The organism is Bacillus sp. 17RED48 (genome assembly GCF_019837545.1).
Taxonomy (GTDB): domain Bacteria; phylum Bacillota; class Bacilli; order Bacillales; family Bacillaceae_G; genus Bacillus_A; species Bacillus_A wiedmannii.
The window spans coordinates 1-15,684 of the sequence record NZ_JADAXG010000004.1 but is presented as its reverse complement, the minus strand read 5'-3'; the positions used below and the strand labels follow the sequence as shown (position 1 = coordinate 15,684).

13 protein-coding genes are annotated in these 15,684 nt (G+C 32.2%); 10 read left to right on the top strand and 3 right to left on the bottom strand.

The genetic code is table 11. The features are described from left to right. Window positions 1-2 precede the first annotated feature (2 nt). From ILT06_RS17200 to pseI, 8 genes are all read left to right on the top strand, one after another. Entirely contained in the window at window positions 3-1,406 is a 1,404-nt protein-coding gene (locus tag ILT06_RS17200) for a CDP-glycerol glycerophosphotransferase family protein (RefSeq protein WP_098101938.1), read from the top strand. 227 nt (window positions 1,407-1,633) lie between these two features. Then, window positions 1,634-2,659, top strand: a complete 1,026-nt coding sequence (locus tag ILT06_RS17195; RefSeq protein ID WP_064475262.1) for an SDR family NAD(P)-dependent oxidoreductase — start codon at window positions 1,634-1,636, stop codon at window positions 2,657-2,659. Continuing rightward, window positions 2,656-3,618: an NAD-dependent epimerase/dehydratase family protein gene (locus ILT06_RS17190; RefSeq protein ID WP_064475263.1), complete on the top strand. Its 963-nt coding sequence runs from the start codon at window positions 2,656-2,658 to the stop codon at window positions 3,616-3,618. Before ILT06_RS17195 ends, ILT06_RS17190 begins: the two co-directional genes overlap by 4 nt. After that, window positions 3,618-4,823, top strand: coding sequence for a UDP-4-amino-4,6-dideoxy-N-acetyl-beta-L-altrosamine transaminase (gene pseC / locus ILT06_RS17185; RefSeq protein ID WP_064475264.1), 1,206 nt, complete (start codon window positions 3,618-3,620; stop codon window positions 4,821-4,823). Before ILT06_RS17190 ends, pseC begins: the two co-directional genes overlap by 1 nt. Continuing rightward, the gene (locus ILT06_RS17180) at window positions 4,824-5,819 is read left to right on the top strand and encodes a cytidylyltransferase domain-containing protein (protein ID WP_064475265.1); all 996 of its coding nucleotides are present in this window, start codon (window positions 4,824-4,826) and stop codon (window positions 5,817-5,819) included. It begins immediately after the preceding gene. Between the two features lie 39 nt (window positions 5,820-5,858). Next, entirely contained in the window at window positions 5,859-6,959 is a 1,101-nt protein-coding gene (pseG, locus tag ILT06_RS17175; RefSeq protein WP_222655326.1) for a UDP-2,4-diacetamido-2,4,6-trideoxy-beta-L-altropyranose hydrolase, read from the top strand. Window position 6,960: 1 nt separating this feature from the next. Continuing rightward, a complete protein-coding gene (gene pseH, locus ILT06_RS17170) occupies window positions 6,961-7,521 on the top strand; it encodes a UDP-4-amino-4,6-dideoxy-N-acetyl-beta-L-altrosamine N-acetyltransferase (RefSeq protein WP_064475267.1) in 561 nt (186 codons plus the stop codon). After that, the gene (pseI, locus tag ILT06_RS17165) at window positions 7,514-8,569 is read left to right on the top strand and encodes a pseudaminic acid synthase (protein WP_064475268.1); all 1,056 of its coding nucleotides are present in this window, start codon (window positions 7,514-7,516) and stop codon (window positions 8,567-8,569) included. The genes pseH and pseI overlap by 8 nt, the downstream gene beginning before the upstream one ends. A gap of 727 nt (window positions 8,570-9,296) precedes the next feature. Here pseI and ILT06_RS17160 read toward each other — a convergent pair. The 3 genes from ILT06_RS17160 to ILT06_RS17150 all read right to left on the bottom strand — a co-directional run bounded on the left by ILT06_RS17160 (window position 9,297) and on the right by ILT06_RS17150 (window position 11,001). Further along, a complete protein-coding gene (locus ILT06_RS17160) occupies window positions 9,297-10,274 on the bottom strand; it encodes a CgeB family protein (RefSeq protein ID WP_064475269.1) in 978 nt (325 codons plus the stop codon). A gap of 31 nt (window positions 10,275-10,305) precedes the next feature. Next, window positions 10,306-10,551, bottom strand: coding sequence for a hypothetical protein (locus tag ILT06_RS17155; RefSeq protein WP_000477970.1), 246 nt, complete (start codon window positions 10,549-10,551; stop codon window positions 10,306-10,308). Between the two features lie 216 nt (window positions 10,552-10,767). Further along, window positions 10,768-11,001 (bottom strand): hypothetical protein, encoded by a 234-nt coding sequence (locus ILT06_RS17150; RefSeq protein WP_064475270.1) that lies wholly within the window; start codon window positions 10,999-11,001, stop codon window positions 10,768-10,770. A 1,398-nt stretch (window positions 11,002-12,399) separates the two neighbouring features. Between ILT06_RS17150 and ILT06_RS17145 the strand changes: the two genes are divergently transcribed. Together ILT06_RS17145 and ILT06_RS17140 are read left to right on the top strand one after the other, a co-directional pair. Continuing rightward, window positions 12,400-13,599, top strand: a complete 1,200-nt coding sequence (locus ILT06_RS17145; protein ID WP_222655325.1) for an NAD(P)/FAD-dependent oxidoreductase — start codon at window positions 12,400-12,402, stop codon at window positions 13,597-13,599. Between the two features lie 59 nt (window positions 13,600-13,658). After that, window positions 13,659-15,095 carry an MBL fold metallo-hydrolase gene (locus ILT06_RS17140; protein WP_222655324.1) on the top strand — a complete coding sequence of 479 codons (1,437 nt, stop codon included), beginning with the start codon at window positions 13,659-13,661 and terminating at the stop codon, window positions 15,093-15,095. The last annotated feature ends 589 nt before the right edge of the window (window positions 15,096-15,684 follow it).

Genomic DNA, 15,684 nt, shown 5'->3' with positions numbered 1-15,684 from the left:
AATTGAGTGATATTTATTTGAAAAATTACTGGTTATTAAATCTAGAGTATATAAATGTTTTTTCAGAGTTAAAGCATTATAATATTCCTTTACCATTACTGAGTAATTTTTATCAATATTTAGATGCAGATGTAAAAAATAAAATGAAAGAAAATAATCTTAATAAGCAACTGTCAATCGAGCCCATAGAGGAAATGCAGTTACAGTTAGAGTTTGAAAAAATAATGTCTTCATTTCAATCAAAAATAAAAAGCAAGAATCGAAATGGAACAATTCTCCTAAATTCAGATTATCTCCGTTTTTCAGTAAGTAACTTTACTCACTTTAACCCAAATCAAACAAAGATATTAACAAGATCAAAAAAGACAGAACTTTATGGTCTTCCTACAATTTGTGCACCAGATTATATAAATAAAGCCTCTAATAATGCACATGTTTTTATAGAAAAAGCTAAAGAAATCTTTTTAAAGTTTAATAAGCACCCACTATTTTCAAACATGTTTTTTCAAAAAAAATTAATTAGTGATCTCCCTATCATGATTGAGAAACTTAATATGGCCTATTTCATTTTTAAAGAACAAGATATTTCTGGTGTGATTGTTGGTACTACGGAAGATATAGCAAGTCGAGCTCTTACTTTTCTTTCTAGAAGTGAGGGGATACCAAGTTATTGTCTGCAGCATGGTGCAATAATGGGAGAAGAGGCATACTTTCCGGTTTTTGCAACAAAGCAGGTCGTATATGGAAAATATGAACAAGATTGGTACCTTCAAAGAGGAGGCAGTGAATCTCAAATTGAGATTTTAGGGCACCCCAGATATGATGAAATCTTCAATAGGACATATATGGATAAGAAGGAGCTTTTTAAAACATTAAAAATAGATCCCACTACAAAAGTGATTTTTATTGCAACCCAGCCATTTAAAACTTCATTTTATACTGAACTGACAGAAAAATTAGTGAAAGACAAAAAAATTACGGTTATTATAAAGCCACATCCTTGGGAAAAAGGACGTAACCTAGTGGGAGAATACATTAAGTTAAGTAACTTATATCCTAATGTTAAATATATAACAAATGAAGTAAATATGTATGATGTTATTTTACATGCAAATCTTGTGGTTATCTCAAATTCAACAGTAGGGTTAGAAGCAATGTTATTAGATATACCTGTAGTTGTTTATAAATCGCTATTAGAAGATAGAGATTATAAATATTACGATACACTAGATGGGCTTGTAAATCACTCTATTGAGGATTTGCTTAGCACGGTTGAAAAGGTTTTAAATGATTCTTCACAATCAAGTCTAGCGAAAGAATTAAGAAGAAAATTTATTAATGAAAACTATCCGCAAGAAGCATGCACGAAAAGATTAATAAATTTAATTCAAAGTGAAAAAGATTGAGCCTATCATCACTTATTTTTTTGGAAGTAAGGGATTCCTAAAACAACATCATATCCTCAGATTTCAATAAACAATATGTAACATAAATTTGTAATAAAAATGTATGTTTCAATATGCAAAAAGCTAGTTTATCTCTCACTTAATTGTTTGCCAATAGAATTACACCAGAATTAAGGAGAGATTGTTCTTGGCTCAAAGTAACTTTATAAGAGGAGGTATACATTTCTATGTTTTTTAAAGGTAAAAACGTTTTAATTATTGGTGGAACAGGAACAATTGGAAAAAGCATTCTTTCTAAAGTTCTACAGGAAAAGCCAAAAGTGGTAAGGGTTTTTAGTAGAAGTGAATATAATCAATTTTTATTACAAGAAGAATTCAGGGATGAAAATCAAAATATTCGTTATTTAATTGGGGATATTCGCAATTATGATCGAGTGTTTAGTGCGATGGAAAATATTGATTATGTGTTTCATGTGGCCGCAATGAAGCATGTTTCTTTTTGTGAATATAATCCGTTTGAAGCAGTTTTGACCAATATTTTTGGAACACAAAATGTAATAAAAGCGGCAATTGCTCAGAAAGTAAAAAAGGTGATTTTTACAAGTTCTGATAAAGCAATTTCACCAACAAATAATTACGGTGCAACAAAATTGACTGCTGAGAGATTGATTACGTCAGCGGAATATTCAAAAGGTTCAAGTGAAACGATATTTGCCAGTGTTCGTTTCGGAAATGTTATGGGGTCAAGAGGCTCTGTCATTCCTTTATTTGAAAATCAAATTAAACAAAACCAAAAAATAACCGTAACGGACCTTAGTATGAGTAGATTTATGATGACACTGAACCAAGCTACTATGTTAACAATTGAAGCGATGAAAATAGCAAAGGGTGGTGAAACTTTTATATTAAAAATGCCAGTTATTTTATTAAACCATTTAAGTGAAGTGATGATAGAAGAAGTCACAAAGTTATATGGGTTGCCCAAGGAGAATATTAAAATTGAAGAAATTGGGTTAAAACCTGGTGAAAAAATGTATGAAGAACTTATGACACATGATGAATCTTTACAGGCTTTTGAATTACCAGATATGTTTATCATTCCTAGCCCATTAAAAAAGGGTACCCAATATGAAAATGCAAAAAGGGCGAAGGCAGGATTTTACCGTTCTGATCATCAAAATGCAATTACAAAAGAAGAGCTTAGAAATTTAATATTAAACCAGCAACTACTAACAGGAGGGGATAAACTATGAAAATATTAGTAACTGGTGGTGCGGGTTTTATTGGTAGGTGGGTTGTAAAGAGATTATTGCAGGATAAGCATGAAGTATGGATAATAGACAACTTAGCAAATTCAACTACTGTAAATATTACCGAGTTTGCACACGATCTAAATTTAAAGCAATGCATTCAAGGAGATATTAAAGATAAAAAGTTAATTGCTCAATTATTTGAAAATAATTCATTTGACCTTTGTTATCATTTAGCAGCGAGTATTAATGTTCAAGATAGTATAGATGATGCTAGAACAACTTTTGAAAATGATACAATAGGTACTTTTAATTTGTTAGAACAATGCCTTAAGTATCATGTCAAAATGGTCTTTATGAGTACTTGTATGGTTTATGATAAAGCTACTAATATACAAGGGATATCAGAATTAGATCCGATTAAACCAGCTTCTCCATATGCTGGATCAAAAATTGCTGCTGAAAACATGGTTTTATCTTACTATTATGCTTATAAGCTACCTGTAGTGGTTATTCGCCCATTTAATACGTATGGCCCATTTCAGAAAACAGGTGGTGAAGGTGGGGTCGTTGCTATTTTTATAAATAATAAATTAGATAATGTACCACTAAATATTTATGGGGATGGAAAACAAACGAGAGACCTTTTATACGTTGAAGATTGTGCGGATTTTGTTGTGGCAGCAGGATACTCTGCAAAAGCAAATGGTCATATTATCAACGCTGGAACAGGACAAGATATATCCATTAATAAATTAGCAGAATTGATTTCGGGAAATCAAGTAAGTATTCATCATATAACTCATATCCATCCACAAAGTGAAATTCAAAAATTATTATGTAACTATGAAAAGGCAAAAACAATATTAAACTGGGAGCCGAAAGTTTCTTTAGAAGATGGAGTTATTAAAACAGAAGAGTGGATCAAATCTTTAAAAATTGCCCCTAAGGAGAAAAAGTGATGGTAAAGAAAATTCTTGCTATACACGGAGGAAAGCCTGTTAGAGAAACATATTTACCATATGGTCAGCAACAAATTGATGAACATGACATTCAGGCGGTTGTAGATATATTAAAAGGGGATTTTTTAACGACAGGCCCAACGATTCAACAGTTTGAGAAGTCTATTGCGAAATATGTGGGAGCAAAATATGCTGTTTCTTTTTCAAATGGTACAGCTGCATTGCATGCTGCCTGCTATGCAGCTGGCATAACTGAGGGAGATGAGGTAATTACAACTCCAATGACATTTGTAGCAAGTGCAAATTGTATTTTATACCAGGGTGGAAAGCCGGTCTTCGCCGATATTGACAATGAAACATATAACATTAGTCCTAAATCAATAGAGGAAAAGATTACAAACAAAACAAAAGCCATCATTCCCGTACACTTTACTGGGCAGCCTGTAGAGTTAGATGCAATACAAAAAATAGCAAAAAAAAATAATTTGATTATCATTGAAGATGCAGCCCACGCATTAGGAGCCACATATAAAAATAAAAAGATTGGTTCTATTGGTGATATGACAATGTTTAGTTTCCATCCGGTGAAACATATTACTACCGGAGAGGGTGGAGTAATTACCACAAATAATCCTCTGTTTTATGAAAAACTTGTTCAATTCCGTACGCATGGAATTGAAAGGAATCCTCAAAAACTCCTTGAAAATCATGGGCCTTGGTATTATGAAATGCAATTCTTAGGTTACAACTACAGATTAACGGATATACAAGCTGCTCTTGGTTTATCACAGTTAAGTAAATTAGACTCTTTTATTAAGATTCGAAAGAAATATGTAGACATCTATAATAAAGGATTTAGTTGTTTATCTGAAATCACAGTACCAAAGCAATTGCCTCAAACCGATTCAAGTTGGCACCTTTATATTTTTCGTTTAAATACTAAATTATTAAAATGTAATCGAAAAGAAATTTACGAGGCATTACAAAGAGAAAATATCGGTGTGAATGTGCACTATATACCCGTACATTTACAACCGTTTTATCAAAAGTTAGGATATGGAAAAGGTATTTGTCCACAAGCAGAAAACGTATATGAGGAAATTATTACGCTACCTCTATTTCCTAAAATGACGGAAGCTGATGTGTGGGATGTAATAAAGGCAGTAAGAAAAGTTCTTTCGTTTTATAGAGTTGCTAAAAATTAAATGAAAGGGGTGTTATTAAAATTGCAAAACCAAAAATTATTAAGAGCAGTTACAAAAGTTGATATTAGAAAAGGAGAGATTATTACAACTAATAAAGTAACTATGGAATTAGATGTTGTAGAAAATGCGCTGAACGAGCTTGAAGCAGAGGGATTATTACCTCAGGTAGCTCTATATAATTTGTCTGCAGGTACCCCATTAACAAAAGAGGTTATTGAGCCTCCAAAGGTAGTAATAATTGTACTTTGCCGGTTAAAATCTACTAGGTTACCTTTAAAGGCGATATTGCCAATACACGGAGTTCCTTCCATTGAACGATGTCTTATAAATACATTAGCTATTCAAGGAAAACACCAGATCATACTTGCTACTTCAGATATTACGCAAGATGACCCTTTGGAAAAATTTAATTTAGACGGGAAAGTTAAGATTTTCAGAGGTGATCCAGAAAATACTGCTGATCGCATGTTCCAAGCTGCAAAACAAGAAAATGCAAACATAGTCATACGGATTACAGGGGATTGCCCAGCTGTGTCACCAGAAATTAATACTTTTTTACTAGATGAACATTTAAAAAGCGGTGCAGATTATACACAGGCAGAGTTAAGTACGTTACCTGTCGGAACAGCAGGCGATATTTTTACATTAGAGGCAATCGAACGACTACTACAAACCCCAAAACCTTTAACCTATGCAGAATACCTTCCGTTTTATTTTATAAATAATCCACACTTATTCCGCGTCAATATAGTAAAACTCCCTCCATCATTTTGCTATCCTTCTTGGAGGTTAACATTAGATGAACAACCAGATTTAGATTTGTTCAATGAACTTTATAAAGGTCTGAATGTAAAATCTAAACCATTATTTTTTCATCAAATAAAAGATTACATCTTTCGAAATCCTGAACTTATTGAAATTAATAGTCATGTGAAATTGAAATGGGCAAATCAACAATCTTTAGTAGATGAGCTAAATAGAGAAACGATATTATAAATTATTAAATTGTAGTGCTTTTAGTGAGGAGGGAGTATTTTGCTTGAGAAAAAAATTGCCTTTCGCGCCGACGCATCTATTGAAATAGGTACCGGTCATATTATGCGTTGTTTAACATTGGCCCATGAGTTACGGAATAAAGGTGCTCAAGTATATTTCATTTGTCGTAAGCTGCAAGGTGATTTACATCAATATATTTTAAATAAGGGATTTCATGTGTTTGTATTAGATGGAGATGGTGAGAATACGAATTTCTTAAGGACAGAACACGGGAGTTATTTAAATTGGCTAAAATATCATTGGTTTGTTGATGCACAGCAGACCAACGATATTTTATCGCAACTTCCCAACTTTGATTGGTTAATTGTTGATCATTATGGATTAGATAATAAGTGGGAGTCTGCTTTAAGAAAAAATGTAAGAAAAATAATGGTAATCGATGATCTTGCAAATCGAATGCACGACTGTGATTTGTTACTAGACCAAAATTTATACAATAACCTTAATGACCGCTATAAAGATTTAATACCAGAGCATTCATTAGTAAAACTGGGACCTAAATATGCTATATTACGGCCAGAATTTCATGCCGCTAATAAATTTTCACGAAAAAGGACAGGAGAAATTGAAAGGATCTTTATTTTTTTTGGTGGACATGATGTAACAAATGAGACATTAAAAACGTTAAGAGCCTTACAAAATATAGATAAAGATAACTTAAAAATAGACGTTGTGGTAGGAAGCCAAAATCCGCATAAAGAGGAGATTCAAACTTATTGTAAGAGTGTTTCTAACGCTTCGTTTTATTGTCAAATAGAGAACATGGAAGAGTTTCTCATACGAGCGGATTTAGGGATAGGAGCTGGGGGCACAACCACATGGGAACGATGCTTTCTTGGATTACCTTCTATAACAATTACAACTGCCCAAAATCAAATTGAAGTAACCAAGACTGTAGCGAAGGTTGGAGCTACATGGAATATTGGTACAGCTGAAAGTGTTTCGGATAAAGCAATTACGAAATGTCTAAACAAACTTTTATCAGATTATCAAATAGTGAAAGAAATGTCTAATAAAGCTCTTTCTATACAGTGTGCGAGTAATTCAAATGAAATAGCAAAACTTATTTTAGGAGGATAGTATGTTAAATATTAGGGATTTTCAATTGGAAAGGTTAGAAAAGAAAGATTTAGAACTTATTTTACAGTGGCGGAATACAAAAGAAATTCGCTCGGTTATGTATGAAGATCATCAAATAACAATAGACGAACATTTAAAGTGGTATGAAAAACTAGTAGTGGATGATACAAAAGTTGCAAGATTATTAACATATAAAGAAAAACCAATTGGATTTGTTAATTTTACAAAAATAGATAAATTGGATCGGACTTGTTATTGGGGATTTTATATAGGTGAAAAACAAAGCGTAAAACGTGCTGGAACGGTATTAGGTTTATTAGCATTAGACTATATTTTTGAAAAAAAAGACATACACAAAGTGTGTGCAGAAATAATAGAATCAAACCGTATTAGTTTAAATTTCCATCAGAGATTTGGGTTCCAAGAAGATGGAAGATATGAAAACTATATTTACAGGGATAATGATTATATTGATGTTATTACAATGGCCCTGTCTCATGAACAATGGGCGGAAAGGAAAGAAGCAATAAAAAAAGAACTTGAAGGTGAAAAAGATGAGTAATGTATATATCAGAGGTAGAGAGATTGGCAATAGCTTGCCACCATTTATTATTGCAGAAATGTCAGGGAATCATAATCAATCATTAGATAGGGCGTTGCAAATTGTAGAGGCAGCTGCGGAGGCTGGGGCACAAGGATTTAAAATTCAAACATATACACCAGATACAATGACTTTAAATATAGAAAATGGTGATTTTTTAATTCATGATACAAAAAGCTTATGGAAAGGTAAATCACTTTATCATTTATATAAAGAAGCTTATACACCATGGGAGTGGCATAAACCCATTTTTGATCGCTGTATAGAGTTAGGGATGGTACCATTTAGTACGCCGTTTGATGAAACAGCTGTAGACTTTCTAGAGTCATTAAATGTTTCTTGTTATAAAATCGCATCTTTTGAAAATACTGATATTCCCCTCATACGTAAAGTAGCAGCAACAGGAAAACCAATAATCATTTCGACAGGTATGGCTTCGATTGCTGAACTAGATGAAGCAGTAAGAGCTGCGAGAGAAGAGGGATGTAAAGAATTAATTCTATTAAAATGTACAAGTACGTATCCTGCATCTCCAAAATCTACAAACATAGTTACCATACCTCATATGAAGGAGTTATTTAAGTGTGAGGTAGGTTTATCTGATCATACACTTGGAGTAGGGGTATCAGTAGCGAGTGTTGCCTTTGGGGCAACAGTAATTGAGAAACATTTAACGCTCTCGAGATCGGATGGAGGAGTTGACGCTGATTTTTCAATGGAACCAGCTGAATTTAAATTATTAGTAAGCGAAACTGAAAAAGCATGGGAATCTTTGGGGAATGTATATTATGGCCCTACTGATATAGAAAAAGATTCGTTAAAATTTAGAAGATCATTATATGTAGTAGAAAACATAAAAGCGGGAGAAGTCTTTACAAATGAGAATATTAAAGCTATTAGACCAGGGAATGGTTTATTGCCAAAACACTTATCCAAAATTATCGGAAAAAAAGCGAGTAAGGATATTAAAAAAGGTACACCTATTTCGTGGGATTTAATTGGATACTGAGGAAATTAGAGCATTTATAGAGGGATTTATAACAAAAATGCTATTTTAGTAGAGAATAAATTTTAAAGGGACATTTAATAACTGAAGGTACCTTTATATTACTATTATTGGAATATGGATACCATATGTTGGGTGTTGAGAAATAAAAAATTCATTCGGCACAACAAAGCAGTCAGCGAAGTTAGCTAACCACCTGTTGAACAAAAGGAAATTAGGCCCTGCAAGTAATAGATGTGTAACCTAAAGTTACATTTATAGTGTAAACAAGATTGCATATGGTATACGAAATTGTATGTAATAAAAATTTCATTTTGTAGAAATAAAAAAGGCAATCGTCGCCGAATCGCCTTTTGATAAAACAGAGCACTTTCAAACATAATGTATTCGAAGTCTTACGATATGTGTAAATAAAGGAGCAGCTAGTAAAAGCTAACTGCTCAATACAGAAAAGAGAAGAACTACAGGGACGGTTAAATTCGCCTATCTTTATTATTGACGGAATGTTTAGTTTTATTCTGATAAACCTAAAAAGAGCACATTTAAAAAGTGCTCTTTAAGGAAAAAGTGAGATATCTCGAAGTAAATTAGGGTTTTTTACTTGGAAATAATATATGATTAATTCATCATAATGTTACTTCTTATTTATCTATGAACATTATCTGTAGAACGAATAGATTAATTTGAAAAAATCCCCTTGTGCACCTATATGCAGAAGGGGATTTTTATTTTAATGAAGGTGTGATTGTAAAATAGTCGTTATAAAATGGATTCTCTCATGAAAAGTATGCTGGGTAATAATTTTTGTATGAATTTTTCCGACCATTAATTCTTTTAAAATCGTATCATTCAAATGAAGAGATACTTTATTTAAACAGTCTTCAAAGCTGTTATAGGATATAATTTCATCTTTATTGAAGAAAGATGAAAGGTCAGGTTTTTCTTCAATAATTTGAAATCCTTGGCAAGCTGCAATATCAAAGGTACGATTATTAATAGTATTATTTTTCACTCTATTTTTATTTTTATTCTGTGGAAATAGATGACTACGATGAGGATTTAATATAAGACTAGCGTTATTATAATAGAGAGCAACTTCTTGAGGTGGAATCCATTCTTCTATAATCTTAATTCTTCGGTGATTCTTCCATTTTTTTAATAACTTATTTCTCCAGTGCTTACCAATAATGGTATAGTGATAAGGGGTTTTTTCCAAAAGAAACTGTATCAATTTCACACGGATTGGATAAGGATATCCAATGAACAAAACTTCACTTTTATATTTTGGATTTTTTAGACTAGGTTTAAATACATCTATATTAGTTGCTAATGGTAAGTGATATACATTGATATATCCTAAAGCTGTGTAATATTTAAGTGCTTCGCTATCAATAGTAAATATAAAATCAAAGTTATTTAATAGAAGAAGCGAAGTATCTATATAAAATGGATCCTCAGTTAACCAGACAGCTAATTTAATGTTCCTTTTTTTAAAATAATGAATTGCTTTTTGTGGTAGATGATTCCCTAATAAGGTGAATACAATATCAGGATGAAATGTTGCCGTAATGAAATCCAATTGTTCGAGTAATTCACACGGCTGTACTGCTAACCATTCAAAATTTTGATCGATAAATGCTCTCTGTATGCTTTGATCTAAATATTGATAGATTTTTGAGTAACCAGAAGTAATGTATAAGAGTTTCATATTTCAATCCCTGCTTTAGGTTTAAAATATATTATGAGATAAACGTAACACTTTCTATTTCTTTACAACTGATCTTAGTAATACTTGTAGTAGGAGGAGTAACTGAATTTTCCTCTTCTAATGTGACGATACAAGTATTAGGATTGAAATTTGTAAAAATAGCAGGTCCGATAATATTTCCAGATTTACCAGTAACAGTAACGACTTCGCCTGGTTGTAAATTTTTAAAAATACTACATACTCCACCTGAACAACCAAATAAATTGCATAAGAACAAATTTATCCCTCCTTTAAACAATATACTATATCATATGAAAGTTTGTAGAACGATGTGTAGACAAGTAACCTTTAGAAGAGAAAAAATTGAAATTAAAGCAATTTATTGAAACAATATAATGGTATATTTTGGGGTAAGTTGATTAGATTTTTCATGAAAAAAGACATTCATTAGAATGTCTTAAATATGGATTAAGCTCGAACCATCTGAATCATCTTAAGGAGTGGCTAAAGTAACACTTTCAATATCTTCACAACTTATAAATATAGTATTGGTAGAAGAGGGGGTAATCACATCTTCTTCAACTAAAACCACCGCACAAGTATTCGGAATGAATTGCGAAAAAGTAGCAGGCCCAATAATTTGACCCGATCTAGTAGTAACTGTAACAACTGTTCCCACTGGCCATACAGAGAATATAACACAAGCTAAACCTTCACATGCTGCCATATTAAACCCTCCTAACTCTAAGTATTAATAATGTATTAAATTCCAAACATTTTATAGTGTATGTGATAGTAATGTGAAGTGTTTGGACTAATAGAAGTCACCTCTGGGCTTTATCCCTTCATAATCAATTTGATAACTATTAAACCAATCCAAAGGCTTAAAAATACAATATGGTTAGAAGGTTTATATGTAACTATTTTTAAAAGGGCTTGTTAAGGGGAAATAAATGTTTTAAAAATGTGGCAAAAAATTGAACAAAAGCGTTATCTAAAAAAGAACACAAATCAGTGCTCTTAGAAAGTAGACTATATGGTTTTTGGATTAGTATATAATATCATATGCTAGTTTCTTTTAAGTGTGTAAATAAAATTAAATAAAAAGAACCAAAATACATATGTGCTCCATAAAAAGGTGACAGCTCACAAGGACTAATTTGCAAGCTGAATATAGATGCCAATCCAACTAATATATGCATTTTCCCATGCAGAGTTAAAAGATTCTATTATTTTCTCCGATAGAAGTACCCTTTCTCAAAAATTGAGTTTAATAGTGAAAGTGAAGCTCTAAAGAGCTTGAAATAATAAGCAGAAGGAGAATGGTTTTCAACCAATTATTTATCGTAACAAATAGGGGTTAGATGAGTTATTGCCAATTTTCACCCCAAAGCTTAAGCAGAGTTTTTAATAGAGGGAGTTCTTAATTGTTTTGTAATATAATGGGCTCCTATCCGAGGAGCTTTTTTTTATTACAATTTAACAATTTCATGTACCGTAATTATTAATAATAAAATCAAATATCTACAACAAAGGGATTCAGTTAAAGCTAGGTCAAACTAGGCTACAGTACTACATTAATATATAATGCATAAAAAGCTTATATTCATCTTTTTTCTTACCGTAGGTAAATAATGTAATTTTATAATAAGTGTTTACACAGCAGCTCAATTATTATATATACCGACTGCTCACATTATTGAGGGACTGGAAAAACAACAAAGACGTTCTCAAATGCATGTATAGATATTTATAATAAAGATTCAAAAAAGAATAGGTAATATAGCTATTGGAATAAGATTGTTTTTGTCTATCTCCTGAAAAGGAGGATGGACAAACCATACCAAAGAAACTTGCATTTCATTATCTATAGAAGTGTAATGTCATTAAAGTGAGATAGAATACAGGCTAATATTGAGAAATGTAAAGTTTGTAGAGTTTGAAACAAATTAAAGAAGTAACATAAGGGATTTAAGCATATAGTAATGTCGACGGATAACGTTAACAGAATATTCTTTTTAATAAGACAAAATAATAGTATTTTTATCTTATAATATTGTTACTACGATGAAATAAGGCTAATAATTAGTTAACTTAAAAATTAAATTCAGATAGGAAGAGGATAATGAAGACCAGAGATAATTATAAAATTATTGTGATTGGCGCTGGGACTGCAGGACTATCTTCTACTGCACATTTGTTACGAAATGTACCCCTATTGAAAGAAAGTATAGCTATTATTGATTCATCTAAAAAACATTACTTCCAACCATTATGGAGTTTAGTTGGGGGAGGAATTGTTTCAAAGGAATGTACGATGCGTGATCAAGAATCACTTATTCCAAAAGGAGCAACGTGGATTCCTAAAAGTGTTATTAAGTTGTTTCCAGATCAAAATAAGATACTTTTAGATGATGGAATGCTACTTGAATATGAGATTCTTATTGTAGCAGCCGGTATACAAATAAATTGGGGTGGTATTAAAGGCTTAAAGGAGTCTATTGGGACTAATGGGGTTTGTAGCAATTATTCTTATAAATATGTTGATTCTACTTGGAAAGAAATCGAAAAATTCAAAGGAGGAAATGCGATTTTTACCCACCCCAATACTCCTATTAAATGTGGTGGCGCCCCACAAAAAATTATGTATTTAGCAGAAGAGTATTTTTGTAATAGCGGTTTGAAAAATAGAAGTAAAGTAATGTTTTATTCTGCGAACGCTAACATATTTCAGGTACCGCGTTATGCTGAAACATTAGAAAAAGTACTAGAAAGAAAGCGAATTATAACGAACTATAATAAAAACTTAGTAGAAATTATCGCTGAAAAGAGAGAAGCAATTTTTGAAGATACGCAAACACTGAAACGAGAAACAGTACCATATAGTATGATACATGTTGTTCCACCAATGGGGCCACTTAATTTTATTAAAGAGAGTGAGATAAGTGATCATCAAGGCTGGGTTAATATAAGTCCTTATACATTGCAGCATGTACAATATAAGAATATTTTTGGACTTGGAGATTGTACCAATTTACCTACATCTAAAACTGGAGCGGCAATTCGAAAACAAATACCTGTTTTAAAACAAAATATTTTGGACGTACTTAATGGAAGAGACTTGCAGGCTAATTATGATGGGTATACATCCTGTCCGATTGTTACAGGATATAAAAGTCTTATACTCGCTGAATTTAACTATGAACATGAGCCTCAAGAAACGTTTCCATTTAATCAAGCGAAAGAACGGTATAGTATGTTTTTACTTAAAAGGTATATGTTGCCCTATATGTATTGGAATTTAATGTTGAAAGGGATTCTATAAGGAAGAGTTGTTGTAACAACCGAGAAGTAATTTGAAATAAGCATTTGGAGGGAATAGCTATGCTTTTAAAATATTTTTATGATGAAAAATTAGCTCATGCTTCCTATTTAGTCGGTTGTCAGAAGGAAGGCGAAGCAATTGTTATTGATCCCAGCCGCTATATAGAACAATATGTAGAATTTGCTAAGAAAGAGGGATTGGAAGTAATTGCTGCGGCTGAGACTCATATTCATGCAGATTTTCTATCTGGGTCTAGAGAACTTTCCCTTCTTTTTAATGCAAATTTATATGTATCAGATGAAGGAGATGGTGATTGGAAATATCAAAATCTTAACGAGGGCCGATACAATTTGGTTAGAGAGGGAACAGAGTTTAAGGTTGGTCATATAAAATTCAATGTCATTCATACCCCAGGGCATACGCCTGAAAGTATTTCCTTTTTAGTAACCGATACAACTCAAAATAATTATACGAATGATAAACCGATAGGAATATTCACAGGTGATTTTATATTTGTAGGAGATATAGGTAGACCTGATTTATTAGAAATTGCTGTTGGTATTAAAGATACCGCAAAAATAGGAGCGAAACAATTATTTGATTCTATACAAAAAATAAAAATACTCCCCGATTATTTGCAAATATGGCCATCACATGGTGCAGGAAGTGCATGTGGAAAAGCATTAGGAGCAATTCCAACTTCCACATTAGGTTATGAAAAGATGTTTAATTGGGCGTTTCAGAGTAATGATGAAGATAATTTTATATCGAATGTATTAACGGGACAGCCAGAGCCTCCAAAGTATTTTCCATTAATGAAGTATTTAAATAAGTATGGTCCACCAACTCGTAAGAAGAGAGAGATTACTGCTATTTATATAATAGAAGAACTTCAAGAAGTGATGAGGGGTGTTCAGCAAATAGTTGATATAAGGGATGTAGAGTGTTTTGCTGCTGGCCACATCGAGAAGTCAATTAACATACCGTATAACAATTCTTTCACAACTTGGTGTGGGGGGATATTAGATTATAAAAAAGAAACTTTAATAATTTTAGATGCGGAAAATGTTAAAGTGGAGGAAGTTATTAGAGACTTTGAGTCCATTGGCTTAGATAATATTATTGCTTTTGCACCTTCAAAGGTAATTCAAAGATTCCATAGTTTAGAGATTTATAAGGAAAAAACATCAAATGAATTATATCCGTTAATAAAAGATGGAAGTGTAAAAGTTATCGATGTGCGCAGTAAAAAAGAGTGGGATGAAGGACATCTTCATGATGCAATACATATTACTTTAGGTAATCTACTTGAACGGCTAGATGATGTACCGAAAAATTGTCCAATAGTTTTACAATGTCGAACGGGGTTACGTTCCGCTATAGCAGCTAGCATTTTACAAAAAGCTGATATAAAGAAAGTAGTTAATTTAAAGGGGGGATTTCTTGCGTGGAAAAAAGAAGGGCTCCCCTATACAACATGTAATCAAGAGATTTGAAATATATCAAAAGAGTCAAGGGGATAAATAATAAAATTCAATTGCTATCAGTATGGGATATATAAACTAAAAATGATTTATTAAAGCCGCATTAAACGATAAAATTAAGCACAAATATGCTAATGTGTATCTATTCTATCAAAGTAAATAAATAAGGTATTCGAACGAACTCAAAAAGCCGAAACCCCTTAACTTAGGAATTTCGGCTTTGATGTTAAATCATGGAGTTGCTATAGAAATGGTATCTGGCATGTTTACTGCAATAGAGTTATAAGTTCTTAAATCCCTTAAATTAGAAACTTGTTCTTGATTACCGTAGTTAAATTGTTGCCCTTTTAAAAGAACTGGTTAGATAAAAAAGAAAAATCTATTGGTTAGCATTTAACCGAAAGATTTTTCTTTGAATTAGCGTCTTTTTCATAATAATTATTGAGGAAGGGAAATTCGACTGAGAAATGCTGTCAAATAAAAGAATCGGCTAATCTAATTTCTAATGGTCCCAGTATCTTTTATTTTGACGTGTGTTTTTACAGTTATTTTAGCCTCTGCTAACGCTTGCAACCAATCACCTTTTAGTTTTTTCCACTCG

Excerpts from the sequence above, each read along its gene's own strand:
- ILT06_RS17195 (WP_064475262.1), top strand. The coding sequence starts at position 1,634 with ATGTTTTTTAAAGGTAAAAACGTTTTAATTATTGGTGGAACAGGAACA.
- ILT06_RS17190 (WP_064475263.1), top strand. The coding sequence starts at position 2,656 with ATGAAAATATTAGTAACTGGTGGTGCGGGTTTTATTGGTAGGTGGGTT.
- pseC (WP_064475264.1), top strand. The coding sequence starts at position 3,618 with ATGGTAAAGAAAATTCTTGCTATACACGGAGGAAAGCCTGTTAGAGAA.
- ILT06_RS17180 (WP_064475265.1), top strand. The coding sequence starts at position 4,824 with ATGAAAGGGGTGTTATTAAAATTGCAAAACCAAAAATTATTAAGAGCA.
- pseH (WP_064475267.1), top strand. The coding sequence starts at position 6,961 with ATGTTAAATATTAGGGATTTTCAATTGGAAAGGTTAGAAAAGAAAGAT.
- pseI (WP_064475268.1), top strand. The coding sequence starts at position 7,514 with ATGAGTAATGTATATATCAGAGGTAGAGAGATTGGCAATAGCTTGCCA.
- ILT06_RS17160 (WP_064475269.1), bottom strand. The coding sequence starts at position 10,274 with ATGAAACTCTTATACATTACTTCTGGTTACTCAAAAATCTATCAATAT.
- ILT06_RS17150 (WP_064475270.1), bottom strand. The coding sequence starts at position 11,001 with ATGGCAGCATGTGAAGGTTTAGCTTGTGTTATATTCTCTGTATGGCCA.
- ILT06_RS17145 (WP_222655325.1), top strand. The coding sequence starts at position 12,400 with ATGAAGACCAGAGATAATTATAAAATTATTGTGATTGGCGCTGGGACT.
- ILT06_RS17140 (WP_222655324.1), top strand. The coding sequence starts at position 13,659 with ATGCTTTTAAAATATTTTTATGATGAAAAATTAGCTCATGCTTCCTAT.